24 protein-coding genes are annotated in these 20,926 nt (G+C 71.9%); 6 read left to right on the plus strand and 18 right to left on the minus strand.

The genetic code is table 11. The features are described from left to right. Positions 1–482 precede the first annotated feature (482 nt). Positions 483–695: a hypothetical protein gene (locus tag E1J50_RS16080; RefSeq protein ID WP_132254856.1), complete on the plus strand. Its 213-nt coding sequence runs from the start codon at positions 483–485 to the stop codon at positions 693–695. A gap of 176 nt (positions 696–871) precedes the next feature. Next, the gene (locus E1J50_RS16085) at positions 872–1,933 is read left to right on the plus strand and encodes a M23 family metallopeptidase (RefSeq protein WP_132254857.1); all 1,062 of its coding nucleotides are present in this window, start codon (positions 872–874) and stop codon (positions 1,931–1,933) included. A gap of 142 nt (positions 1,934–2,075) precedes the next feature. Here the strand turns inward: E1J50_RS16085 and E1J50_RS16090 are convergent, their stop codons facing one another. Next, the gene (locus E1J50_RS16090) at positions 2,076–2,639 is read right to left on the minus strand and encodes a calcium-binding protein (protein WP_132254858.1); all 564 of its coding nucleotides are present in this window, start codon (positions 2,637–2,639) and stop codon (positions 2,076–2,078) included. Between the two features lie 191 nt (positions 2,640–2,830). Continuing rightward, on the minus strand, positions 2,831–3,547 hold the full coding sequence (locus E1J50_RS16095) for a sensor histidine kinase (RefSeq protein WP_165937879.1): 717 nt from the start codon (positions 3,545–3,547) through the stop codon (positions 2,831–2,833). A gap of 122 nt (positions 3,548–3,669) precedes the next feature. Between E1J50_RS16095 and E1J50_RS16100 the strand changes: the two genes are divergently transcribed. After that, positions 3,670–4,071, plus strand: coding sequence for a response regulator (locus E1J50_RS16100; protein ID WP_132254860.1), 402 nt, complete (start codon positions 3,670–3,672; stop codon positions 4,069–4,071). A 3-nt stretch (positions 4,072–4,074) separates the two neighbouring features. On the opposite strand, the gene E1J50_RS16105 is transcribed toward E1J50_RS16100, so the two are convergent. The 16 genes from E1J50_RS16105 to E1J50_RS16180 all read right to left on the minus strand — a co-directional run bounded on the left by E1J50_RS16105 (position 4,075) and on the right by E1J50_RS16180 (position 19,243). Continuing rightward, positions 4,075–4,953 carry a DUF3108 domain-containing protein gene (locus tag E1J50_RS16105; protein ID WP_132254861.1) on the minus strand — a complete coding sequence of 293 codons (879 nt, stop codon included), beginning with the start codon at positions 4,951–4,953 and terminating at the stop codon, positions 4,075–4,077. Positions 4,954–5,069: 116 nt separating this feature from the next. Then, a complete protein-coding gene (locus E1J50_RS16110) occupies positions 5,070–5,372 on the minus strand; it encodes a cytochrome C oxidase subunit IV family protein (RefSeq protein WP_132254862.1) in 303 nt (100 codons plus the stop codon). Next, positions 5,369–6,034, minus strand: a complete 666-nt coding sequence (locus E1J50_RS16115; RefSeq protein WP_132254863.1) for a cytochrome c oxidase subunit 3 — start codon at positions 6,032–6,034, stop codon at positions 5,369–5,371. Before E1J50_RS16115 ends, E1J50_RS16110 begins: the two co-directional genes overlap by 4 nt. Further along, positions 6,031–7,728, minus strand: a complete 1,698-nt coding sequence (gene ctaD, locus E1J50_RS16120) for a cytochrome c oxidase subunit I (RefSeq protein ID WP_132254864.1) — start codon at positions 7,726–7,728, stop codon at positions 6,031–6,033. Before ctaD ends, E1J50_RS16115 begins: the two co-directional genes overlap by 4 nt. Before the next feature lie 37 nt (positions 7,729–7,765). Then, positions 7,766–8,833: a cytochrome c oxidase subunit II gene (coxB, locus tag E1J50_RS16125; protein WP_132254865.1), complete on the minus strand. Its 1,068-nt coding sequence runs from the start codon at positions 8,831–8,833 to the stop codon at positions 7,766–7,768. Beyond that, positions 8,833–9,315 carry a hypothetical protein gene (locus E1J50_RS16130; RefSeq protein WP_132254866.1) on the minus strand — a complete coding sequence of 161 codons (483 nt, stop codon included), beginning with the start codon at positions 9,313–9,315 and terminating at the stop codon, positions 8,833–8,835. Before E1J50_RS16130 ends, coxB begins: the two co-directional genes overlap by 1 nt. Beyond that, a complete protein-coding gene (locus E1J50_RS16135) occupies positions 9,308–10,270 on the minus strand; it encodes a hypothetical protein (RefSeq protein WP_132254867.1) in 963 nt (320 codons plus the stop codon). Before E1J50_RS16135 ends, E1J50_RS16130 begins: the two co-directional genes overlap by 8 nt. Continuing rightward, positions 10,267–10,809, minus strand: coding sequence for a c-type cytochrome (locus E1J50_RS16140; RefSeq protein WP_132254868.1), 543 nt, complete (start codon positions 10,807–10,809; stop codon positions 10,267–10,269). Before E1J50_RS16140 ends, E1J50_RS16135 begins: the two co-directional genes overlap by 4 nt. Next, positions 10,806–11,321: a DUF3341 domain-containing protein gene (locus tag E1J50_RS16145; RefSeq protein ID WP_132254869.1), complete on the minus strand. Its 516-nt coding sequence runs from the start codon at positions 11,319–11,321 to the stop codon at positions 10,806–10,808. Before E1J50_RS16145 ends, E1J50_RS16140 begins: the two co-directional genes overlap by 4 nt. Beyond that, complete coding sequence (gene nrfD / locus E1J50_RS16150; protein WP_132254870.1) at positions 11,318–12,679, minus strand: NrfD/PsrC family molybdoenzyme membrane anchor subunit; 1,362 nt, start codon at positions 12,677–12,679, stop codon at positions 11,318–11,320. Before nrfD ends, E1J50_RS16145 begins: the two co-directional genes overlap by 4 nt. After that, the gene (locus E1J50_RS16155; RefSeq protein WP_132254871.1) at positions 12,676–15,498 is read right to left on the minus strand and encodes a 4Fe-4S dicluster domain-containing protein; all 2,823 of its coding nucleotides are present in this window, start codon (positions 15,496–15,498) and stop codon (positions 12,676–12,678) included. Before E1J50_RS16155 ends, nrfD begins: the two co-directional genes overlap by 4 nt. After that, on the minus strand, positions 15,486–16,145 hold the full coding sequence (locus E1J50_RS16160; protein ID WP_132254872.1) for a cytochrome c3 family protein: 660 nt from the start codon (positions 16,143–16,145) through the stop codon (positions 15,486–15,488). Before E1J50_RS16160 ends, E1J50_RS16155 begins: the two co-directional genes overlap by 13 nt. A 112-nt stretch (positions 16,146–16,257) precedes the next feature. Beyond that, the gene (locus tag E1J50_RS16165; protein WP_132254873.1) at positions 16,258–17,115 is read right to left on the minus strand and encodes a glucose 1-dehydrogenase; all 858 of its coding nucleotides are present in this window, start codon (positions 17,113–17,115) and stop codon (positions 16,258–16,260) included. 205 nt (positions 17,116–17,320) lie between these two features. Beyond that, positions 17,321–17,881 carry a chemotaxis protein CheB gene (locus E1J50_RS16170; RefSeq protein ID WP_132254874.1) on the minus strand — a complete coding sequence of 187 codons (561 nt, stop codon included), beginning with the start codon at positions 17,879–17,881 and terminating at the stop codon, positions 17,321–17,323. A 309-nt stretch (positions 17,882–18,190) separates the two neighbouring features. Continuing rightward, positions 18,191–18,463: a hypothetical protein gene (locus E1J50_RS16175; RefSeq protein ID WP_132254875.1), complete on the minus strand. Its 273-nt coding sequence runs from the start codon at positions 18,461–18,463 to the stop codon at positions 18,191–18,193. A gap of 21 nt (positions 18,464–18,484) precedes the next feature. After that, positions 18,485–19,243 carry a Crp/Fnr family transcriptional regulator gene (locus E1J50_RS16180; RefSeq protein WP_132254876.1) on the minus strand — a complete coding sequence of 253 codons (759 nt, stop codon included), beginning with the start codon at positions 19,241–19,243 and terminating at the stop codon, positions 18,485–18,487. A 178-nt stretch (positions 19,244–19,421) separates the two neighbouring features. Here E1J50_RS16180 and E1J50_RS16185 point away from each other — a divergent pair, with 178 nt between their 5' ends. The 3 genes from E1J50_RS16185 to E1J50_RS16195 are packed head-to-tail and all read left to right on the plus strand — an operon-like array spanning position 19,422 to position 20,780. Continuing rightward, positions 19,422–19,853: a DUF6894 family protein gene (locus tag E1J50_RS16185; protein ID WP_132254877.1), complete on the plus strand. Its 432-nt coding sequence runs from the start codon at positions 19,422–19,424 to the stop codon at positions 19,851–19,853. Continuing rightward, positions 19,850–20,461 carry a PilZ domain-containing protein gene (locus E1J50_RS27360; RefSeq protein WP_165937878.1) on the plus strand — a complete coding sequence of 204 codons (612 nt, stop codon included), beginning with the start codon at positions 19,850–19,852 and terminating at the stop codon, positions 20,459–20,461. Before E1J50_RS16185 ends, E1J50_RS27360 begins: the two co-directional genes overlap by 4 nt. A gap of 37 nt (positions 20,462–20,498) precedes the next feature. Then, positions 20,499–20,780: a hypothetical protein gene (locus tag E1J50_RS16195; protein ID WP_132254879.1), complete on the plus strand. Its 282-nt coding sequence runs from the start codon at positions 20,499–20,501 to the stop codon at positions 20,778–20,780. The last annotated feature ends 146 nt before the right edge of the window (positions 20,781–20,926 follow it).

Here is a 20,926-nt window from a genome sequence, read left to right on the forward strand (position 1 = left end):
GCGCGGCGGAGACGTCGGGGGAGAGGGGCTTCATCGTGGACGCTCCCTTGGGCAAGTCGGGACAGGCGTCCTTGGTAGACCTCCGGGCGCCGCCTTCCCTGACGCGGATCACGCTCGGTCCCCGCAGAGAGGGCGGCCGGCCCTGCGTGATGCGCCTCACAGTCGGCGCCCCTGAACGGCGCGAGACTGGGGACACAGCAGCAGGAGGCTCCCATGACCCTCGTCGTCCTCGATCCCCGCACCGGCACCTACGCCACCATCGCGATCCCGGTGCGCGCCTCGCTGCCGCGGCCCGCCGCGATCCGCACCCAGCCCGCCCGCCGCTAGCGCGGGCACCCGTCGAACCCTCCGGGAGGATGCCATGCGACGCTCCCACGCCCTCCGCGCCAAGGCTCAGATCCTGCGCGAACTCGACCTCCGGCTCGCCGAGCGCAGCCGCGCCAACGCCGCCTCGGGGCGGCCCTGAACGACGGGAGGCCAGCATGGAGATCGAGGCCCTCGACCGCCCCGCCGACCTGAGGATCTGGCACGTCGCGCCGACCCCGGCCGCGGGCCGCCCGAAGCGCTTCGGCAGCCTGCGCGATGCCATCGCCGCTGCCGCCGAGAGCTTGTCCGCACCCGGCGTCGAGCCCTGGATCGTGACAGACGAGGGCGAGTTGCTCTCCCCGACCTGGATCCAGACCTACCTGAACTGAGCGCGGACGGGACGACCCGTCCGATGCCCGGGTCCGGGCGATGCCCGTCGCGCCGGAACCGCACGCTTCCTCCCCCTCCTCTCCCGGTGCCGAACCGCCCGGCCACGCTCGCGTTGATCCGTCGCCGGTCGTCTCGATGACGATGCCGCCGGTGCCGAACCCGCGCGGAGGCGGCCATGACGCGGGTGCGCACCGCCCTTCCCCCTTCCTCCCTACCCCCCTTCCCTCTGCCTCTCTTCGTCCTGCCTGTCCTCGGCCTCGCTCTCTGGCCCTCCTCGGCCCGATCCGAGGACTTCCGGCTGCGCCTGCCGCTTGCCTGCGAGCCCGGCGTCACCTGCTTCGTCCAGCATTACGTCGACCGCGATCCCGGATCCGGCGCCCGCGACTACACTTGCGGCAGCCGGACCTACGACGGCCACGACGGCACGGATTTCCGCCTGCCGACGCTGGCGCAGGAGGCCGGACCCGCCGGCACGGTGCTCGCCGCGGCAGCCGGGCGCGTGCTGCGAACCCGCGACGACGCGCCCGACGTCTCCGTCCGGGAGACCGGCCTTGGGGCGGTCGCGGGTGTCGAGTGCGGCAACGGCCTCGTGATCGGCCATGCCGGCGGCTACGAGACCCAGTACTGCCATCTCGCCCGCGGCAGCCTGACGGTTCGCCCCGGCGACACGGTCGAGGCCGGCCAGCGCCTCGGGCGGGTCGGGCTCTCGGGCGCGAGCGAGTTCCCGCATCTGCACCTCACCCTCCGCCGCGCCGGCCGCACGGTCGATCCGTTCGCGCCGGAGACTGGCTCCGGGGGCTGCAGCCCGGCGGCGGGGCCTTCGGCGGACAGCCTCTGGGAACCGGCGCTGCGCGAGGGACTCGCCTATCGGGCCGGCACGGTGCTCAATGCCGGCTTCTCCAGCGGCCCGGTCCGGATGGAGGTGATCGAGAGCGGAACGGTCGGGGCCGCCGGGCCGGCCGGGCCGGCTCTCGTCGCCTTCGTGCGCGCGATCGGTCTCGATGCGGGCGACGTTCAGAGCCTCGTGCTCAGCGGGCCGGACGGCCGCCCGATCGCGCAGAGCGAGGAGGCGCCGCTCGCGCGGCCGCGAGCGCAGTCGCTGGTCTTCGTCGGGCGCAAGCGTCCGGAGGCGGGCTTCCCGCCCGGGGTCTACACCGCCACCTTCCGCGTCCTGCGCGCCGGCAAACCCGCTCTCGCGCACAGCTTCAGTATGGAGTTGCCTGCCCTGAACCGATGAGCCCCGAAATGGGCGCGAGACACGGCTCAGCCCGCCGCGCGGCCGGAGCGATGCGCGGCGGGCTGGACGAGAGCGGCCGCGCGTCCCGGAGGAGGCGCGGCCGGCAGATGTCGGGACGAGCGACCCCGGAGGGCCGGTGGGATCAGAAGAACGCGACCTGCCCGTGCGGGTTGTCGCCCGTGACGTGGATGTCGTGCACGCCGCCGTCGCCGCTGTTGTAGCTCACGTGCCAGTCGGTGCCGCTGCCCGAGATGCCGTACTCGCCGACCTTGAGGTGATCGGCGTCGGCCGCGTACTTGTAGTTCCCCTCCAGGTAGATCTTGTCGGTCGCCCCGAAATCGTGGATCTGGTCGACGCCGGCGGTCTTGGCGTAGCCGGTGTCGCCCTTGTGGAAGTAGAAGTCGTCGGCGCCCTTGCCGCCGTAGATCATGTCGCTGCCGGATCCGCCGTGGATCACGTCCTTGCCGTCGCCGTCGTCGAGCCAGTCGTTGCCGGCCCCGCCCTCGATCCGGTCGTCGCCCGCCTCGCCGTAGATCCTGTCGTTGCCGGCGTCGCCGTAGAGCTTGTCGTCGCCCGCACCGCCACGGACGGTGTCGTCGCCGCCCATGGCGTGAACGGTGTCGTTCCCGCCCTTGGCGTCGATCGTGTCCGCGTAGTCGGTGCCGTAGAGGTTCTCGCCGTTGTTGGTTCCGGGGATCGTAGCCATGGTCAACCCTTTCCGAGATCGCGTGTCGCGTGGTGCCGCCGACGAGAGCTGCCGCCGTCCGCGACGGCTCCGTTCTCCGCGGCTGAAGAGAGGGGCAACCGTTTCAGGGACCGCCAACTGTGAAGCAGGTCACGGACGCGCTTCCGCCCGGTCCGGGCCTTCGCGGAGGCCGCGGGCAGCCTCTGCCCGCTTCAGGCGCGCGGCTCGGCCGCTATGCGCGCGGTGAGCGGCAGGTCGATCCGGCAGCGCACGCCCGGGGGCTCGAATTCGAGGGCGCATTCCGCCCTGAGCTCGTAGGGCAGCACGCGCTCGAACAGGGTCCGCCCGAAGCCCAGGCGCGCCGGGGCCGAGACCGGCGGCCCGCCGCGCTCCGTCCAGTCGATGACGAGACGGGGCTCGGGACCCTCGATCCGGTGCCAGGAGACGGTGATACGGCCTTCCGGGCTCATCAACGCCCCGAACTTCACCGTATTGGTCGCGAGTTCGTTGAAGGCGAGGCCGAGGGTGCCCGCCGCCCGCGCCTGCAACAGGATCTGCGGACCGGAGATCTGCACCTGCTCCCCCTCCTTGGCGTGGAAGGAGAGCAACTCGTCCGAGACCAGGGAGTGCAGATCGAGGCGCAAGTGCGGATCGACGGCCATGGCGCCTTGGACCCGGCCGAGGGCGCTCAGACGCCCGTCGAGGTGCATCGCGTAATCCTCGACGCTCTCGCTCGTGTCGGCCGAGCGGCGCGCCACCGAGCGCACCACCGCGAGCATGTTGTGCAACTGGTGCTGAAGTTCGGCGCAGCGCCACTCGGCCTCGGCCAGCCGGGTCTCGGCCGCCTCGGCTCTGGCATTCGCCCGGTCCAGGCTCAGGCGCAGATGCGCGTCCTCGGAGTCCAGCGCTGCCTCCCTGACCTGACCCATCCCACGCCTGCGCGGCCGGCTGCGCCTCGTTCCCTTGCCGACGGTCGTCGCGGACATAGCTACGACCTTCCCGAGGCTAATGCACGCTATCATTGTGAGGTTCGCGTACCGAGGAGTGCCCGATGCCCGTGTCCCCCGGCTCCGGAGATCTGGCGCGCTGCCGCGTGCTCGTGGTCGAGGACGAGTACTTCCTGGCCGACGACGTGGCGCGGGCGCTCTCTGCCCACGGCGCGGAGGTGATCGGTCCCGTGGGGACCCTGTCCGAGGCGGAGAACCTCGCCCGCTCGCGGCCCCTCGACGCGGCGCTTCTCGACATCAACCTGCGGGGTGAGATGAGCTATCCCGTCGCCGACATCCTGCGGGAGCGCAACGTGTCGGTGGTGTTCACGACGGGCTACGGCGAGGCGCTGATCCCGCCCTCCTACGCCTACGCTCCCGTCTGGCAGAAGCCGGCCGAGATCGACCGCTGCCTGCCCGACCTCGTCACCCTCCTGCGCGGGGTGTGGCAGGCCGTGGAGGCCTGATCCCTACCGGACCCGCGGCAGGCTCACGCGGACCGACGTCCGCCCGGCCTCCGCGGATGCGCTCCGCGCGGTCTTGTTCCGCCCCCAGGCCGTCGCGTCGATTCGCACCTCTCCCCAGCCCGTGGCGACACTGATCGACAGAGGCAGGAGGAGGCCGCCGCCCGGGATCGGCGCGAGGCGCACGCGCATCTCGTCGTTCTCGGCCATGCGGCGGACGGTCGGGCCGTTCGCCCGGTGACCGGCGATCGGCACCCAGCGGACCCGGCACTCGAGCGCGGGTCCGCGATAGGGCCCCTCCGTCACCTCGGCCAGCGCACCCGGCGACAGGACGAGGTCGGCCCGCGTGGCCCCGTCGAAGACCGGGATCCGCCGCTCGCAGAGGGCGGGATCGAGCGGCGCGGAGCCGGCGGGCACGGCGAGCGCGCTCAGCGGATCGACGATCCCCGTCCGGTCCTTCGGCGCGAGCGGGACCCGGTCCGGCCGCGGTGTCGGCTCCGGCTCGAGCGACAGGCTCGTCACCGCGCCGCGCGAGAGGCGCATCGCGACCCGGATCGGCTTGCCGGCATATTGGCTCTCGACCGAGAAATCGGCCGGCACGGCGCCTCCCGGCCCGAGCCGTCCGGAGGCGCGCGCCCGGCCCGTGCCGTCGACGAAGAAGCCGACGAGACCCTGGAGGGAGGCCGTCAGGTCGAGGCCATAGCCTCCGGCTTCGGGACCCTTGTCGAGGGTGAGCGTCGCCTGCCCGACCGGCAGGCCGAGGAAGCGCAGGCCGTAGGTGGCGCTGAAGCGCTCGGGCGCGGGTTCGGACCGGGCTGGGCCCGGCAGCGCCGCGAGCGACAGCGCGGCCACGATCAGGGTGGCCGGGCCGAGGGCTAGCGTCATCGGGGAGCGGCGCTCCCGGTTGCGTACGGCATGGCCTCGTTCGTCCTGCGGTCGGCGCCCCGATGCCGATCCTAGAGCACTTTGCGCCGAAGTGGTGGCGGGTCCCGCCCATCCTGTCAGGCGTTGGCGAGGCGGCTCAGGACGTCGGCAAGGGTGAGCGTGAACAGGATCATGAGCCAGAACAGGCCCGCGGCCGCGGTCAGGCGCACCAGCGGCCCCGCTTCGTCGAGGCGCATGAACAGCACGGCGACGAGCGCGGCCTGCATCGCCGCGAGCCCGAGATTGACCGCAACCGTCCACGCGCCGAGCGGTGCGTAGGCGGCGATCAGGCTGAGCGCGAGGAGCGCGATCAGGCCGGCCCAGACCGGCAGCGCGCTGCGCCAGAGCCGGGCGGTGGAGGTTGGCCCGCCCGCGCTCATCCCGAGCGTCCCGGCAGGTAGAGCAGAGGGAAGAGAAAGATCCACACGATGTCGACGAGGCCCCAGTAGAGCAGGCCCACCTCGACCTGCGGGTTTCCCGGCAGGAATTCGGGATCGCGCCACCCCTTCCAGAGCAGCCGCGCCAGGAGCCCGATCCCGATCGAGAGATGGATGCCGTGGAGTCCGGTGGCGAACCAGTAGAGGGCGAAGAAGAGCTGCGCGCCCGGCTCATGCAGCGGGAAGGAGTCGCCGGGGACCAGATGCTTGCCGAGATCCTCCCCGTATTCGAGGCCCTTCACCGCCAGGAAGGCGAGGCCGAGCGCCGCGGTGGCAGCCAGGCACCCGAGCGTCGTGCGCCTCAGATCCCGATGATCGGCGCTCTTCGAGGCGACCGCCGCGCAGAGGGCGCTCGTCAGCAGGATCGCGCTGTTGAGCGTGCCGTAGACGATGTTGGTTTCCCGTCCGGCGGCGGCGAAGGCGGCCGCGTGCTCCAGGCGCATCACGGCGTAGGCGAGGAAGATCGCCCCGAAGAACAGCACCTCGCTCGCGAGGAAGATCCAGATCCCGAAGGTCGCCCCCGCGCGCTGGCGGGCGAGCGCGCGCTCATCGGAGAGGCCCAGCCCGTCCCAGGGCTCGCGCAGGAGCTTCTCGGCGCCGCTCACGTCAGCGAACCCTGCGCCGGGATGCGGGGCTGGTCCTTGATCGGCGGGGCGCCCTCCGGGTGGTAATTGTAGGGCATGGCCAGCACCTCGGGCTTTCCGAGGAAGTTCTCGCGCGGTGGCGGCGAGGTCGTGCGCCACTCGAGGCCCGAGGCGTTCCACGGGTCGTTGCGGGCCCGCTCCCCGAAGAAGACCGACCAGGTCAGGTAGCCGAGCGGCATCAGGTAGGCGGCCGCGAGCACCGCGGCGCCCGAGGAGGAGAGCACGTTCCAGACCTGAAATTCCGGCGGGTAGACGTGGTAGCGCCGCGGCATGCCGAGGTAGCCCGCGATGAATTGCGGGAAGAAGGTCAGGTTGAAGCCGAAGAACATCAGGATCGCGGCGAACTTCGCCCAGGTCTCCGGGTACATCCGCCCCGTCACCTTCGGCCACCAGAAATGCAGGCCGGCGAAATAGGCCGACACGGAGGCGCCGACCATGATGTAGTGGAAATGCGCGACGACGAAGTAGGTGTCCTGCACATGGACGTCGATCGGGATCGAGGCGAGGAACAGGCCCGTCAGCCCGCCGACCGTGAACAGGCCGACGAAGCCAAGGGCGTAGAGCATCGGCGATTCGAAGCCGATCTGGCCGCGGTAGAGCGTGGCGGTCCAGTTGAAGACCTTGATGGCGGACGGCACCGCCACGATGAAGGACAGGAACGAGAAGACGAGCGCCGCGAAGGGCGACATGCCCGAGGTGAACATGTGGTGGCCCCAGGTGAAGAAGCCGATCACCGCGATCGCCACCAGCGCGTAGACCATGAAGGTGTAGCCGAAGATCCGCCGCCGCGCGAAGCAGGTGATCACCTCCGAGATCACGCCCATCGCGGGCAGGATCATGATGTAGACCGCCGGGTGCGAGTAGAACCAGAACAGGTGCTGGAACAGGATCGGGTCGCCGCCGCGCGCCGGATCGAAGATCGGCAGGCCGAACAGGCGCTCGGCGAGGACGAGAAGCAGCGTCACCGCCAGGACCGGGGTCGCGAGCACGAAGATCAGGCTCGTCGTGTACATCGCCCACACGAAGAGCGGCAGCTTGAACCAGGTCATGCCGGGCGCCCGCAGGGTGTGGGTCGTGGCGATGAAGTTGACGCCCGTGGCGATCGTCGAGAAGCCCGAGACGAACACGCCGAGCACGCCCAGCGAGACGGCCGTGTTCGAGAACACGGTCGAGTAGGGCACGTAGAAGGTCCAGCCCGTGTCGATGCCGCCCGCCAGCATGGCCGATGCGGTGAGGATCCCGCCGGCGATGTTGAGGTACCAGCTCGCGAGGTTGAGCTTGGGGAAGGCCATGTCCCGCGCGCCGATCATCAGCGGCAGCAGGAAGTTGCCGAGCGTGGTCGGGATCGACGGGATCAGGAAGAACCACACCATGACCACGCCGTGCAGCGTGAAGAGCTTGTTGTAGGTGTCGGCCCCGACGACGTCGGCCTTCGGCGTGAACAGCTCCAGGCGCACGATCGTCGCGGCCGCACCCCCGATGAAGAAGAACAGCGTGATCGAGATCGCGTAGAGGATCGCGATCCGCTTGTGGTCGGTGGAGGTGAGCCAGGATCTGAGCGTGTAGCCGGCCGCGAGGTAGCTCTCCGGCAGGTCGAGGGCGAGCTCTCCCCGGTCGGCCAGGGCGGTGGGACTCTCGGCGACGTCCGCTGTCATGGGGTCACGTCCTGGCTCTCGTCCTGTCTCGGGTGGCTCAACGTCGGGTCGGGGGGCCGGCCGGCGTCGGCGTGTCGGCGACGGGCGCGCCCGGCACCATGGCCGGGCTGCGCTCCTCGGGGCCTCCGGGGACCCGGGAGGAGAGGGGCGGTTCGCCCAGCCTGCGGCTCGCCCGCGGCCCCGACCCGAGGGCGCGGATATAGGCCGTCAGCTCCTGGATCTCTCCGTCGGAGAGGAGGCCGGCGTAGCTCGGCATGATCGGCTCGTAGCCGGCCACCACGTCCCGCTTCGGCTGCAGGATCGAGTCGCGGATGTAGGCGCCGTCGGCGGTCACGGTGCGCCCGCCGGCGAGCTGCACCTCGCGGCCCCAGATGCCCGCGAGGTCGGGCGCGTGCACGGCCGAGCCCGGCGCGTGGCAGCCGGCGCAGCCGCGCGCCGTGAAGAGCCGCTCGCCCTGGTGCGCGAGGTCGTCCCCCTCGGGCTGCGCCGAGAGCCAGCGGGCGTAATCCTCCGGTTCCAGGACGATGATGCGGCCGAGCATGCGGGCGTGGTCGGTGCCGCAATATTCGGTGCAGAGCAGGTGGAAGGTGCCGGTCTTGGTGGCCTTGAACCACGTCTCCGTCTGCTGGTCGGGCAGGGCGTCTCGCTTCAGCCGGAAGGCGGGCACGTAGAAGGAGTGGATCACGTCCTGCGAGGTCAGGATGAGGCGCACCGGCGCGCCGACCGGCACGTGCAGCTCGTTGATCTCGCGGGCGCCGTTCGAACTCTGGGTCTTCCACATCCACTGCTTGGCGACGACGTGGACCTCGATCGCGTCCTTCGGCGCGACGAAGGCTCCGATCTCGGCCGAGGCCGCCCACCAGAAGATGAAGACGAACACGAACAGCGTCGCGACCGTCCAGCCGATCTCGAACTCGCGCGAGACGAGGCTCGGCAATTCGTCCCGGTTCGCCTTCGAGCCGCGGCGGAAGCGGATCGAGAAGGTGACGAGGAGGCCCACGACGAGGAGCACGATGATGGCCGAGATCGCGGTCAGCCCGAGGAAGATCGCGTCGACGCGCGGCGCCTGGACCGAGGCCTGCTCCGGCATGAGCCAGGAGAACATCAGCGGCCCCCTCCGCCAGCAGGCGGTTCGGACGCGGCCCGCGCGCCGCCGCGGCTGCCGGGCACGGGCGTCACCTCGGGCTGCACAGGCGCGGCGTAGGCGGCCTCGCCCTTCTCCGCCAGGAGCCGCATCGCCTCGCTGACCGGGATGCGGGCGATGCCCCGCCCCCGATCGACCCAGCCGTAGCCTTCGAGGCGCGCTCGCTCCTCCGCCAGCATCCGCGCGAGATCGCGCGCCGGGCTCGCCTGGAGGCGCGGCTCGGGGAAGTCGCGCGGGGCCTGCTGGAGCGGACCCTTGATCTCGGTCCGGTAGTAGAGATGGAGGCCGCCGAGCGTCGCCGCCGTGAAGGCCACGATGCAGGCGCCGGTGATCAGGATCGGGCGGATGGCGATGGTGCCCGGCGCCGCGGTGCCGGGCGGGGCGTGCCCGACCACGTCGTCGTGGACCCCGGTGTGGAGCTGTCCCCGCGCCGCCTCAGGCATGGCGCGCCCTCCCCGCTTCGCGGCGCCGGAGCATCCGCAGGAAGGCGGCGGAGGCGATGGCCAGGAGGGCGAGGCACGCCAGGCCCATGGCCGCCGCGAGGCCCGCGCCGGCGCCGTAGGCCGGCAGGACGTACCAGGCGAGGTGCAGCGCGAGCCCCACGAGGACGAGGAGGCCGACGACGCGCAACGTCGCCGCGCTCCGCCGCACGGCCGAGAACAGCAGCATTCCGAAGGGGATCAGCCCGCCGATGAGGAGCGCCGCGGCGAGCACCGCGCCCCAGGCGCCCTCCCCGCGCTTCAGGTACCACGCGGCCTTCGGCGGCAGATCGCCGTACCACGCCACGATGTAGGACATCAGGGCCATGTAGAGGACGCCGAGGAGGCTCGCGAGGATGAGGCCGGCGAGGTCCGATGCGCCCCGCTCGCCGAGGCCCGGCGGGCTGAGGATCGCCGCCCAGGCGAGCGCCGCGAGGATCTGGTGCAGCGCGATCTCCGACGCGAAGGCGGAGGAATTGAAGCCCGGCTCGACGGAGAGGATCCAGTCGACGGCCACCAAGCTGATCGTCAGCCCGTAGAAGGCGAGGCCGAGGCCGGCCGCGAGCTTGCCGCAGCGGCCGGTCAGCCAGAGGAGGGCCAGCAGCGACCATCCCGCGAGGGCCACGCCCGCCCGCAGAAGGAACAGGGCCGGGTCGAGGTAGAGCCGCATCACGTCGGCCTTCGCCGCCCCCTCCCCCGTCGCCCAGGGGTAGTCCGCGGGCAGGCCCGAGGCCACGCCGAGGAAGGCGAGGGCCGCGAGTGGCACCACAGCGATCGCGGGCCGCAGGGCGGGGGCCAGGATCTCGCCCCAACGCCCGCCCGTCACGACGTGGATCAGGACGAGCACGAGGCTGCCGACGGGAATCGCGCTCCAGGCGATCCAGGCGACGAGCCAGCCGCGGGCGAGGGCCTCCGTCACGGCAGCGTCTCCGCGAGGCCCGGGATCTCGGCGACGCGGGCGCCCTGTGCGAGCTGGAGCGCACGGATATAGGCGGCGATGGCCCAGCGGTCGCGCGGCGCGACGCGGGCGGCGTAGGGATACATCACGCCGTAGCCCCTGGTGATGACGTCGACGACGTAGCGGGCAGGCGCGGCGCGCAGGCGCTCCTCTTGGAAGGAGGGGGGCGCCGGGAAGCCCCGCCGCACGATCATGCCGTCGCCGTGGCCCGTCAGCCCGTGGCAGGGCGTGCAGATCGCCTCGTAGCGCTGCCGGCCCCGCTGCAGCAGGGCGGCATCGACGGCGGGTGGATCGCGAAGCGCCGCCTCCCGGTCGAGCGCGCCGATCGCGACCGCGCCGTCGGGGGGGGTGCGAGCCTCGGCGCCGTCGGGGAAGAGCGCGGCCCGGCCGTAGACCTCGTAGCGCTTCTGCTGGCGCATCGAGAGGTCGTCGCAGGCGGCGAGGCCGAGGGCGAGGCCGGCCGCGAGGGCGAGGCGTATCGGGGGAGCGGGCGCCCTCATGCGTGCACCTCCGACACGAGGCGCGCGCCCGCCTCCTCCAGGGTCCGGCGCAGCGGGTCCGGTTCGCCGTGCGGGGCGACGAGGAGAAAGAAGCGGTCCTGGCTGGCGCGCTCGAAGCGGGGCATGGCGAAGAGCGGGTGATGGAGGCGCGGCAGGCCGCAGGCCCGGAGCATCGCGGCCAATCCCGCGATCGCGGCGCAGAGCACGCCCACCTCGAAGGGCACCAGCAGGAAGACCGGCCAGGAATGGAGCGGGCGCCCGCCCGAGTTCAGCGGGTAGGCGTGGACCGCGCTGTACCATTGCAGGGCGTACATCGCGGCCGCCGACCCGAAACCGGCGAGGGCCATGATCGGCCGCACCGGCAGGCGGGGCGGGTCGAAGGCGGCCGAGAGTTCCTCGATCGCGAAGGGCGTGAAGGCGTCGATGGCCCGGTGCCCGTCGGCGCGGGCGAGCCGCAGGGCGCGGACCAGCGCCTCCGGCGTCTCGAATTCGGCGAGCAGGGGCCGGCTCATGTGGCGCCCTCCGCATGGCTGACCTGACGGACCTCGTGCATCGAGACGATGGGCAGGAGGCGCGCCAGCACCAGGAAGCCGAGCCCGAACAGGCCGAGCGGCCCGAACAGGATGACGAGGTCGTAGAGGCTGACGTGGTAGGTCCGCCACAGGCTGATCGCGTAGCCGTGCGAGAGCGTGTTCCAGACGATCAGGATGCGCTCCAGCCACATCCCGACATTGATCAGGATCGCGATGGCCGCGAGCAGCCACAGGTTACCCCGCACCGACCGGAACCAGAGCGCCTGCGGCACGAGGCAGTTGCAGGCCAGAAGAGCCGCGTAGAGCCAGCGGTAATCGCCCGTGAAGAAATAGCCGACGACCGTGCGATCGGCGTGCTCGCCGCCGTACCACGCCATGAACCACTCGGTGGCGTAGGAGAAGGTCATCACGATGCTGGCAAAGAGCATCACCTTCGCCATCGCGTCGAAATGCGCGGGCGTGATCATCGCCCGAAGGTCGAGGCCCCAGCGGATGATGATCGCGAGCACCACCACCATGGCGAAGCCCGAATACATGGCGCCCACGACGAAATAGGGCGGGAACAGGCTCTCCTGCCAGCCGGGCATCAGGCTCGCGGCGAAGTCGAGGCCGACGATCGAGTGGACCGAGCAGACGAGCGGCACGGCGAGCGCCGCCATGGTCTTGTGGAAGGTCTCGAAGACCTGCCAGTGCCGGGCGGAGTTGCGCCAGCCGAGCGCCAGCGCCCCGTAGACCATCCGGCCTGCCTGCGTCTCGGCCCGGTCGCGCAGGGTGGCGAGGTCGGGCAGGAGGCCGGTGAACCAGAAGATCCCCGAGAACAGGAGGTAGCTGAGGATCGCCCAGAAATCCCAGACGAGGGCCGAACGCCATTGCGGCCAGAGGTCCATCGTGTTCGGGTAGGGGGCGAGCCAGTAGGCGTAGAGCGGCCGGCCGAGATGGATGATCGGGAACAGGCCGGCGATCGCGGCCGCGAGCAGGGTCATCGCCTCGGCGAAGCGGTTGATCGAGGCGCGCCAGCGCTGGCGGGTCAGGAGCAGCATCGAGGAGATCAGCGTGCCGGCGTTGCCGATGCCGATCCACCAGACGTAGTTGGCGATCGAGACGCCCCAGACGACGGTGGTGTTGACCCCCGACAGGCCGATCCCGACCGTGAGCACCGCGCCGATCGCGATCAAGGTGATCACCGCCAGAGGCAGGGCGACGATGATCGCGATCATCCAGGCCCGGCCGGGGCCGCGCTTCTGGATCGGGTCGGCGACCGCCGCCGTGATCGCGCCGTAGCCGAGGCGGTCGGCGTCGATCCAGGCATGCGCCTGCGCGTGCGGCCGGGCGCTCACGAGCGGTCCTCCGCGAGGTCCGGGTTCGGCGCGCGCAGGTCGGCGAGGTAGGTGGTGCGGGGCCGCGTGTTGAGTTCCTCCAGGAGCGCGTAGTGGCGGGGATCCCGGCGGAGCGCGGCGACCCCGTCGTCGGCCCGGTTGAGGTCGCCGAAGCGGATCGCCCGCGTCGGGCAGGCGGATTGGCAGGCGGTCGAGACCGCGCCCATCGGCCGGCCGTCGCGCTCGGCCGCCTGCCGCTCCGTCGCGATCCGCTGCACGCAGTAGGTGCATTTCTCCATGACGCCGCGGGCGCGCACCGTGACGTTGGGGTTGCGTTGCGCCCGCACCGGCTCGGCGCCGAGATGGGCGTATTCCTGGCCGTCGGCGTAGCCGAAGAAGTTGAAGCGGCGGACCTTGTAGGGACAATTCGCCTGGCAGAAGCGGGTCCCGACGCACCGGTTGTAGACTTGGAGGTTCAGACCCTCGCCGTCATGCACCGAGGCGGCGACGGGGCAGACGGGCTCGCAGGGGGCGTGCTCGCAATGCATGCAGGGCACGGGCTGGAAGCCCGCCCTCGGCGCCTCCGGGGTGCCGGAATCGTAGAGGTCGACCCGCAGCCAGTGCATCATGCGGCCGCGGGCGATCTCCTCGGGACCCACCACCGGCACGTTGTTCTCGGACTGGCAGGCCACCACGCAGGCATTGCAGCCGATGCAGGCCGCCGTGTCGATCACCATGCCCCAGGCATGCCCGTCCGCGTCCCCCTGCCAGGGGGCGAGCAGGCTCGGCTGGTCGGCGCCGATCCCCTTCGGCTCGGCCCGCGCCAGCTCGGCGAGGTCGATCTGCCGGAAGAGCTTGCGCGTCTCGCCCTCGATCCGGACGTCGTTCTGGGTGCGCAGCACCTCCGCCCGCCGCCCGGCCGGGACCATCTCGACGCCTGTCGCGAGCCAGGGAGAGGCCGCCGAGACGAGGGGGTAGGCGTTCGCGCCGATCCCGTCGCCGATGGCGCCCGCGCGCTCCCGGCCGTAGCCGAGGGTGAGGGCGCCGACACCCTCCGCGACGCCGGATTCGATCGCGACCGTCACCTCGACCGCGCGGCCGCCCGCGGAGAGGCGGACCACGTCGCCGGCGCTCACGCCGCGCCGGGCCGCCTCCCCCCGCGAGAGCGCCAGCGCGTTGCCCCAGACCTGCTTCGAGACCGGCTTCGGGCATTCCTGAAGCCACGCAGTGTTGGCGAGGCGCCCGTCCCAGAGACATGGGTCCGGACGGATCTCGACCGCGAAGCCCGCGGCCGGTCCCGCCGGCAGGTCGGGAAGGCGCGGCTCGGGCGCCGCAGCCGGGAAAGCCGCGGTGCCGGCCACGATCCCGTCGTGCAGGCAGCGGCGCCAGCGGGTCTCGAAATCCCCGCCCTCCCCCGAGGCCGCCCGCCAGGCCGCCCGCCAGGTTTGTCGCACGAGGTCGTGGCCCGAGGCGGCCTCCTCGCCGCCGAGGAGCGCCAGCACCTCGTGCACGGAGCGCCCGCCGTAGAGCGGCCGGACCAGCGGCTGGACGAGGCTCGCCGTGCCGTCGGTGGCGCGCAGGTCCGACCAGCTCTCGAGGGCGTGGGTGAGAGGCAGGTGCCAGTGCGTGGCCCCCGCCGTCTCGTCGCCGTGCAGGCCCGCATGGACGCTGAAGCGTGCCCGTTCGAGCCGCCGCCCGATCTCCAGATCGGCCGGCGCGGTGAGCACCGGGTTGGCGTCGAGGATGACGAGGGCCTCGACCGTGCCGGCATCCAGGGCCGCACAGAGGCCCGCGAGGTCCGAGGGCGGCGCGTCGGCCCCGTCCGGCGGGGCGATGAGATCGACCGGCGCCCTCAGGCGCCCGTTGATCCAGTGCGCGAGGGCGTGAAGCTCGGGCGGCAGGGCGGGACCCGCCAGCACCAGGGCGCGGCCCGGATGGGCCTTGAGGTCCGCGGCGGCCGCCTCGGCGAAGCGGAGCGCCTCCGCGCCGAGACCCGGCGCGGGCAGGCCGGCGCCGAGGCCGTTCGCCACCTGGACGAGGAGGCCCGCCCAGTCGCGCGGGTGGAGGGCCCGGCGATGGTCGGCCTTGATGCCGGTGAGCGTCGGGGCGGCCTCCGCGACGTAGAGCCGGCCGAACCGGGCGGGGTCGCGGCGGCGCTCGGCAAAGGCCGCGGCGAACCGGATCTGGTCGGGTCCCGGCCCGAGCGGGTCGGCGCCGACGCAGAGGATGGCCTCGGCGCGGTCGAGATGCGGCAGCGCCCGGAGCGGGCGCCCGAAGGCGAGGTTCGCGCCGCGGGCGGCGGACGCCTCATCGACCGGCTCGTGGACGTGCCAGACCGCCTCCGGCAGCGCGGCGCGCAGGCCCGCGATCTGGCGCGCCAGGGTCGGCGAGGTGACGCGGCCGGTCAGCAGATGGAGGCCGCGCCCGCCCTGCCCCCGGACCTTCGCGAGCGGGGCGCGCCAGGCCCGCACGAACATCTCCCAGGAGGCGATGCCGTTCACCCGCTCGGTGACGGTTCGGGAGCGGTCCGGATCGTAGAGGTCGAGGATCGCGGCCTCGGCGAACACGTCCGTCGCGCCGCGGCTTGCCGGATGGAGCGGGTTGCCCTCGATCTTGATCGGCCGCCCGTCGACGGCGATGGCCTGCACGCCCCGGCCCCAGCCGCTCAGGGGCAGCGTCGTCGCGTAGCGCAGGGGCACGCCCGGCAGGAGCTCCTCCGGAGCGCGGACGTAGGGAACGATCTCCTCGGAGGGCTTGGCGCAGGCGCCGAGGGCCAGCGTCAGGCCGGAGCCGAGGAGGCGGAGCGCCTCGCGGCGGGAGGGGGAGCTCAGCGGTGGCATATCGAGCACTCGCTGAGCCGCTCGGGCGAGCGGATGTGGCGTTCCTCCGCGAGGCGCCGGCCCACCCTCTCCTGGTCTGCGGGCGCCTGCCAGCCGACGTCGAACACCGCCTCGTGCGGGCGCAGGTGCGGAGCCGGGTCGCGGTGGCAATCGAGGCACCAGCCCATGGTGAGCGGCGCGGCCTGATAGACGAGCTTCATCGTCTGGATCGGCCCGTGGCAGGTGGTGCAGCCGACGCCCTTGGCTCCGTGCACGGAGTGGTTGAAGTAGACATAGGCCGGCAGGGTGTGCACCCGGCGCCAGACGAGGGGCCGTTCCTCCGCGAGGCTGGTGCGGACCGGGGCGAGCATCGGCGCGTTGGTCCAGATCTGCGAGTGGCAGCTCATGCAGGTCTCGGTCGGGGGAATTCCGGCGAAGGCCGCGGTCTCGACCGAGGTGTGGCAGTAGCGGCAATCGATCCCGAGGCCGCCGACATGGTGCTCGTGGCTGAAGGGCACGGGCTGCTCGCGGGTGACGTTCTGCGCGGTCGCGTAGGGTGAGCGCCACAGGGTATAGGCGAGCCCGACGGCCAAGACCGGCACGACCGCCATCGAGGCGAGCACGACGCGGGCGACCGAGTCGGCGCCCGGACGAAAAATCTGCACCATGCCCCGCGGGCACCCTCTACGCCGGCCCTGACTCTCTCAGCTTAAGCGTGCAGAGCCGGCAGCGGTTCAATCACAGATCAGAAATCCTCGGCCCGAACGGGCCCGCCTCGCCTCACAGGAAGGGCCGCCCGCCGGTCACCGGGATCGTCGCGCCGGTGACGTAGCTCGACTCGTCGGAGGCGAGCATCACGTAGGCGGGAGCCAGTTCCCGCGGCTGGGCGGCGCGGCCGAGCGGGGTGTTGCCGCCGAAGCTCTTCACCTTCTCGGGGGGCATGGTCGAGGGGATCAGCGGCGTCCAGACCGGCCCCGGCGCGACGCAATTCACCCGGATGCCCTGCCCGGCCACCATCTGGGCGAGCCCCGCCGTGTAATTGTGGATCGCGCCCTTGGTGGTGGCGTAGGCGAGGAGCTGCGGGCTCGGGGAATCGGCGTTGATGGAGGTCGTGTTGATGATCGCCGCGCCCGGCTTGAGGTGCGGTAGCGCCGCCTTGGTGAGGTAGAACATCGCGTGGATGTTGGTGGCGAAGGTCACCTCCCATTCCTCGTCGCTGATCTCCTCCGGATCGCTGAAGGTCGCTTGGTGGGCGGCGTTGTTCACGAGGATGTCGAGACGCCCGAACGCCTCAACCGCCTTCGCGACGATCGCCCGGCAATGGGCGGCGGCCTTGATGTCGCCCGGCACCAGCACCGACTTGCGGCCCGCCTCCTCGATCAGGCGGCGCGTCTCCTGCGCGTCCTCCTCCTCGTCGAGGTAGGAGATCAGGACGTCGGCGCCTTCCCGCGCGAAGGCAAGCGCGACCGCGCGACCGATCCCGCTGTCGCCGCCGGTGATGATCGCCGCCTTGCCCTCGAGTCGTCCCGAGCCGCGGTAGCTCGTCTCGCCGTGGTCCGGCCGCGGGTTCATGGCGGCGGTCGAGCCCGGCATCGCCTGCTGCTGTTCCGGATAGGGGGGCTTCGGGAACTGATCCACGGGCATCTCCTGATCGGTGGGGGTCACCGTCCGGGAAACCGCGCAGGCGGGCGAAAGATCAGCGCCGACCGGGACGGGATCGCCCGCCGCCCCTTTCGCCGGGCTTCGCGCTCTCACGCGCCCGCGCACGGCTCCGCGCAGAGGGTCAAGGCTCCGCGCAGAGGGTCAAGGCTCCGCGCAGAGGGTCAAGGCTCCGCGCAGAGGGTCAAGGCTCCGCGCAGAGGGTGGCGACGCGCTCGGCCAGCGCATCGACGCCGAGGCAGGCGTCTGGATGGTCGGCGGCGATGGCGGAGAGGGGCATCCCGGGGACCTTGGCCTCGTCGGGATGCTCCACGAAGGTTGTGCCGCCATGCGCCTTGATGGCGCGCAATCCCTCGGACCCGTCGCTGTCCCATCCGCTCAAGACGATTCCGACGACCCGCTCGCCATAGGCTTCGGCCGCCGAGGTGAACAGGGGGTCGGCTGCCGGGCGGCAATGCTTCACCTTCGGCCCCTGGTCGAGGCGGACGCGGCCGCGCTCCAGGCGCATGTGATGGTCCGGGGGGGCGACGTAGACGCGCCCGGGCTCCGGTTCCTCCCCGTCCCGCCCGAAGGCGGCGGCCAGCCGGCCCGAACGGCTCAGGATCTCGGGGAGGATGCTGGGGTGGGCGCCGATGTGCTGGACGACGAAGATGGAGGCGCGGCAGCCGGCCGGCAGGGCCCCGATGATGCGCAGGAGCGGGGCGAGCCCGCCGGCGGAGGCGGCGATCGTGACGATCGGGGTCACGGCGCGGCCGCGCGAACGGCCGGGCTCTGGGCGCGCGCAGGAGAGGTCCGGCCATCGCCGGTCGCGCCCGCCGCGATCCTCCCGCGGGCGACAGCGTCGAAGGCGGCGCGATGCATGGGGCTCTCCGCTGGATCCAGGCGGGAGCGCGCAGGTCTCTCAGTCGCCGGCGCCTCGGATCGCGGCCAGCGATCCCACGATCGTGCACCGGAGCGCGGCGTCCCGCCATAACCTGCGTGAAGGGGCCGGGCGCGAGGGAGCCTCGCGCGGGAGGGAGCCTCGCGCGGGAGGGAGGCTCGCGCAGGGCGTCCCTCAGGGCCGCGAGGTTCTTGCCAGCGCGTCCAGAATGATCTGCCGGTGCCGGCGGCCCTCCGCCAGCGTGCGCTGCATCGTCTCCAGGAGGGCCTCGGCGAGCCCGGTATCGTAGCCTCTCGCCCGCATGTCCTCGACGACGATCCGCTGGTCGGCGACTCGCCGGGTCCAGTCGGCCAGATGGCGCGTGGCCTGGACGAGGTGCTCGTGCTCGCGCTGCAGCCAGGCGAGGCGGCGGCGCTCGCGGTTCGGATCGGGCTGCGGCTCGGGCATGGCTCGCCCTCCCTCGGGTCGTCAGGTCGGCGGCTGCACGGACCCGTTGGCGTCGAGGTGGCGGCCCTCGTGGTCGAGATGCAGGTAGTTCGCGCTGAACAGGGACACGCGCTGCAGCGCCTCGAGATCGGGAATCGTCAGCTGCCGGCCCTTGAGGATGATGAGCCCGTTGCCGCGCAATTCCTGCAGCACGCGGTTGACGTGCACGTTCGTCAGGCCCGTCGCCTCGCCGAGATCGACCTGGGTGATCGGCAGGAGGCAACTGTCCCCCTCCGTCAGCCCGACCGAGCGCAGGCGGATGAACAGCTCGCACAAGAGGTGCCCGACCCGCTCAAGCCCGGCGCGCTGGCCGATGTTGACCGTCCATTCCCGCTGCACGGCGGCCGTGACCAGCATCTCCCACCAGAGCGCCCGGGTGATCCGGGGATGCCGCTCGGTGAGGTCGAGGATGGAGTCCCGGGAGATCTCTGCGAGGCGGACCTGGGTGATGGTCCCGATCGAGTGGTCCATCTCGCGCAGGACGAAGATGTGCGGGTCGCAGAGGTCGCCGGGCAGGAAGAACGAGATGATCTGCCGGCGCCCATCCTCCAGCGTCTTGTAGCGGCAGGCCCAGCCGTCGAGGATCAGGTTGACGTGCTCCGGCCGGTCGCCTTCGCGGACGATGTCCTGGTGGGCCGCGAAGTGCCGAACCTTGCGGCTCGCGGCCTCGTTGAGCGCCCCCTTGTCCTCGTAGGACAGGCGCGTGAACCGCTCCAGCTTGCGGATGAGGTGCTGCGGCATGCCTGCCTCCCTGACGCGCCGAGGCCAGACTAGGCGGCCCGAAGCTCCGGGAACTTCACTTGTGTGAATGCGGGCCGGCGGAGCCGTGGCGGATGTTCGTGCCGCCGGGCGCGGGGTGTCGCCGCCGGTCCGAACGCGATCGACCGCCTCGTCGGCGGTGGCAAGCCGAGGTCGCCGTATGCCCTGCTACCACTTCCATCTGCGGACGCCCGAGGGTCTGGAATGGGACGCGGAGGGCGTGCCGTTCGACACTCTGGAGGAGGCCTATCTCGACGTCTGGCGGGGGATCGAGACGATCGCCGCCGACCTGCTGCGGGGCGGGACGAGCCGGGCCGCCCTCCTGCGCCACGCCTTCGAGATCGCGGATACGCGCGGGCGCTTCCTGATGGAGGTCCCGTTCGCGGAGGTCCTCGGCCTCGGCGGCCCCGCGCGCCGGCCCCCGCCCCTCTCGGTCCGGAAGGCCAATACCGAGGTGGCTCGGACGCGGCGCCTCATCGTCTCGGTGTGCCAGGAACGGGACGCCCTGTACGCCACCCTGTCCGAGACCCACGCCCTCCTGGCCCGCCTGCGCGCCCTCGACATCGGCAGCCACGGCCCGCGGCGGGCGTGAGGGAGAGGGCGCCGCCGGACGCGATCACGGGCGATCCGCCGCCCGCATCGCGCTCGGCGCCCTCAAATCGCGCCCTCCTTCAGCGCGTCCCGGCGCAGGGGCAGTTCGCGCAGGCGCAGGCCGACCGCATCCGCGACCGCATTCGCGATCGCTGCACGCAGGGGCTGCGCCCCGAATCCCGTCAACGCGCAGCCGACATCGTCTCGGTCTGCGCGACCGACGATTTTCCGCCGATGGCCGATCCGCGGGGCCGCGGGCGCAAGGCCGCCGCGGGGTGGAGACCTGCACGTGCAACCGATCCTCAACGTGCGGCCCTGTACCAATGGCCCGGTCATACCGATCTGAGAGCAAACCGGATGTCGTTCACCGGCCAAGAGAGACGTCGTTCCGTCCGCACGACAGCCAACATGGCCGGGACGGTCACGTTCGCGAACGGCCGGCAGGTTGCCTGCACCGTCGTCGACCAGTCGGAGACCGGAGCGAAATTGGCCTTCGGCGCGATCGGGTTGCTGCCGGATCGCTTCCAACTCGCGTTCGGAGTACGCAAGGCGCGGGTCGTGACCGTCGTCTGGCGGCGCGGATCAGAGGTCGGTGTCGCGTTCGTTTAGCGGCTCGATGCGAGCATGGCGGGAGCGCAGAGCGGCGATGACGCATGAGGAGTACCGCGAGCGCGGCATTGCCGACGGCCATGCCTGCGTGGCCGACATCGAGGCGCGAGGCATGACCGAGATGCTGCTCGCCGGACGAAGCGACGTGGCATTCTCCGAGACCCTCGTGCAGACCTTGGCCCGATCGGTGGAGGCGCTCGGCCAGCGCGCAATGAGCGAGGCTGCCGAACGATATGCCGAGGGCTTCCTGCAGGGCGCCGATGAGGCCGTGACGGCGCTGCGCGCGAGGATCAGCGGGTTGAGCGAGGCGCAGCCGTGAAGGCAGAGCCGATTCCGGGATGGCACAGCCCACGTCCGGAGAGGGGAGCCGACTGGATCTCGCCGGGCCTGTGCGAGCGCACGAGCGGGCGCACGTCGCCCGTCCGCATCCGACGGTCACCGATCCGTTGAAGAGGCAGAGGATGC

It is taken from the genome of Methylobacterium segetis, from assembly GCF_004348265.1.
In the GTDB taxonomy this organism is placed as follows: Bacteria; Pseudomonadota; Alphaproteobacteria; order Rhizobiales; family Beijerinckiaceae; genus Methylobacterium; species Methylobacterium segetis.

Coding starts and splice junctions, on each gene's coding strand:
- E1J50_RS16095 (WP_165937879.1), bottom strand. CDS start 3,547: ATGGGTCAGGTCAGGGAGGCAGCGCTGGACTCCGAGGACGCGCATCTG.
- E1J50_RS16105 (WP_132254861.1), bottom strand. CDS start 4,953: ATGACGCTAGCCCTCGGCCCGGCCACCCTGATCGTGGCCGCGCTGTCG.
- E1J50_RS16155 (WP_132254871.1), bottom strand. CDS start 15,498: ATGCCACCGCTGAGCTCCCCCTCCCGCCGCGAGGCGCTCCGCCTCCTC.
- E1J50_RS16090 (WP_132254858.1), bottom strand. CDS start 2,639: ATGGCTACGATCCCCGGAACCAACAACGGCGAGAACCTCTACGGCACC.
- E1J50_RS16145 (WP_132254869.1), bottom strand. CDS start 11,321: ATGAGCCGGCCCCTGCTCGCCGAATTCGAGACGCCGGAGGCGCTGGTC.
- ctaD (WP_132254864.1), bottom strand. CDS start 7,728: ATGACAGCGGACGTCGCCGAGAGTCCCACCGCCCTGGCCGACCGGGGA.
- E1J50_RS16160 (WP_132254872.1), bottom strand. CDS start 16,145: ATGGTGCAGATTTTTCGTCCGGGCGCCGACTCGGTCGCCCGCGTCGTG.
- E1J50_RS16100 (WP_132254860.1), top strand. CDS start 3,670: ATGCCCGTGTCCCCCGGCTCCGGAGATCTGGCGCGCTGCCGCGTGCTC.
- E1J50_RS16195 (WP_132254879.1), top strand. CDS start 20,499: ATGACGCATGAGGAGTACCGCGAGCGCGGCATTGCCGACGGCCATGCC.
- E1J50_RS16085 (WP_132254857.1), top strand. CDS start 872: ATGACGCGGGTGCGCACCGCCCTTCCCCCTTCCTCCCTACCCCCCTTC.
- E1J50_RS16180 (WP_132254876.1), bottom strand. CDS start 19,243: ATGCCGCAGCACCTCATCCGCAAGCTGGAGCGGTTCACGCGCCTGTCC.
- E1J50_RS16175 (WP_132254875.1), bottom strand. CDS start 18,463: ATGCCCGAGCCGCAGCCCGATCCGAACCGCGAGCGCCGCCGCCTCGCC.
- coxB (WP_132254865.1), bottom strand. CDS start 8,833: ATGTTCTCCTGGCTCATGCCGGAGCAGGCCTCGGTCCAGGCGCCGCGC.
- E1J50_RS16110 (WP_132254862.1), bottom strand. CDS start 5,372: ATGAGCGCGGGCGGGCCAACCTCCACCGCCCGGCTCTGGCGCAGCGCG.
- E1J50_RS16185 (WP_132254877.1), top strand. CDS start 19,422: ATGCCCTGCTACCACTTCCATCTGCGGACGCCCGAGGGTCTGGAATGG.
- E1J50_RS16080 (WP_132254856.1), top strand. CDS start 483: ATGGAGATCGAGGCCCTCGACCGCCCCGCCGACCTGAGGATCTGGCAC.
- E1J50_RS16140 (WP_132254868.1), bottom strand. CDS start 10,809: ATGAGGGCGCCCGCTCCCCCGATACGCCTCGCCCTCGCGGCCGGCCTC.
- E1J50_RS16130 (WP_132254866.1), bottom strand. CDS start 9,315: ATGCCTGAGGCGGCGCGGGGACAGCTCCACACCGGGGTCCACGACGAC.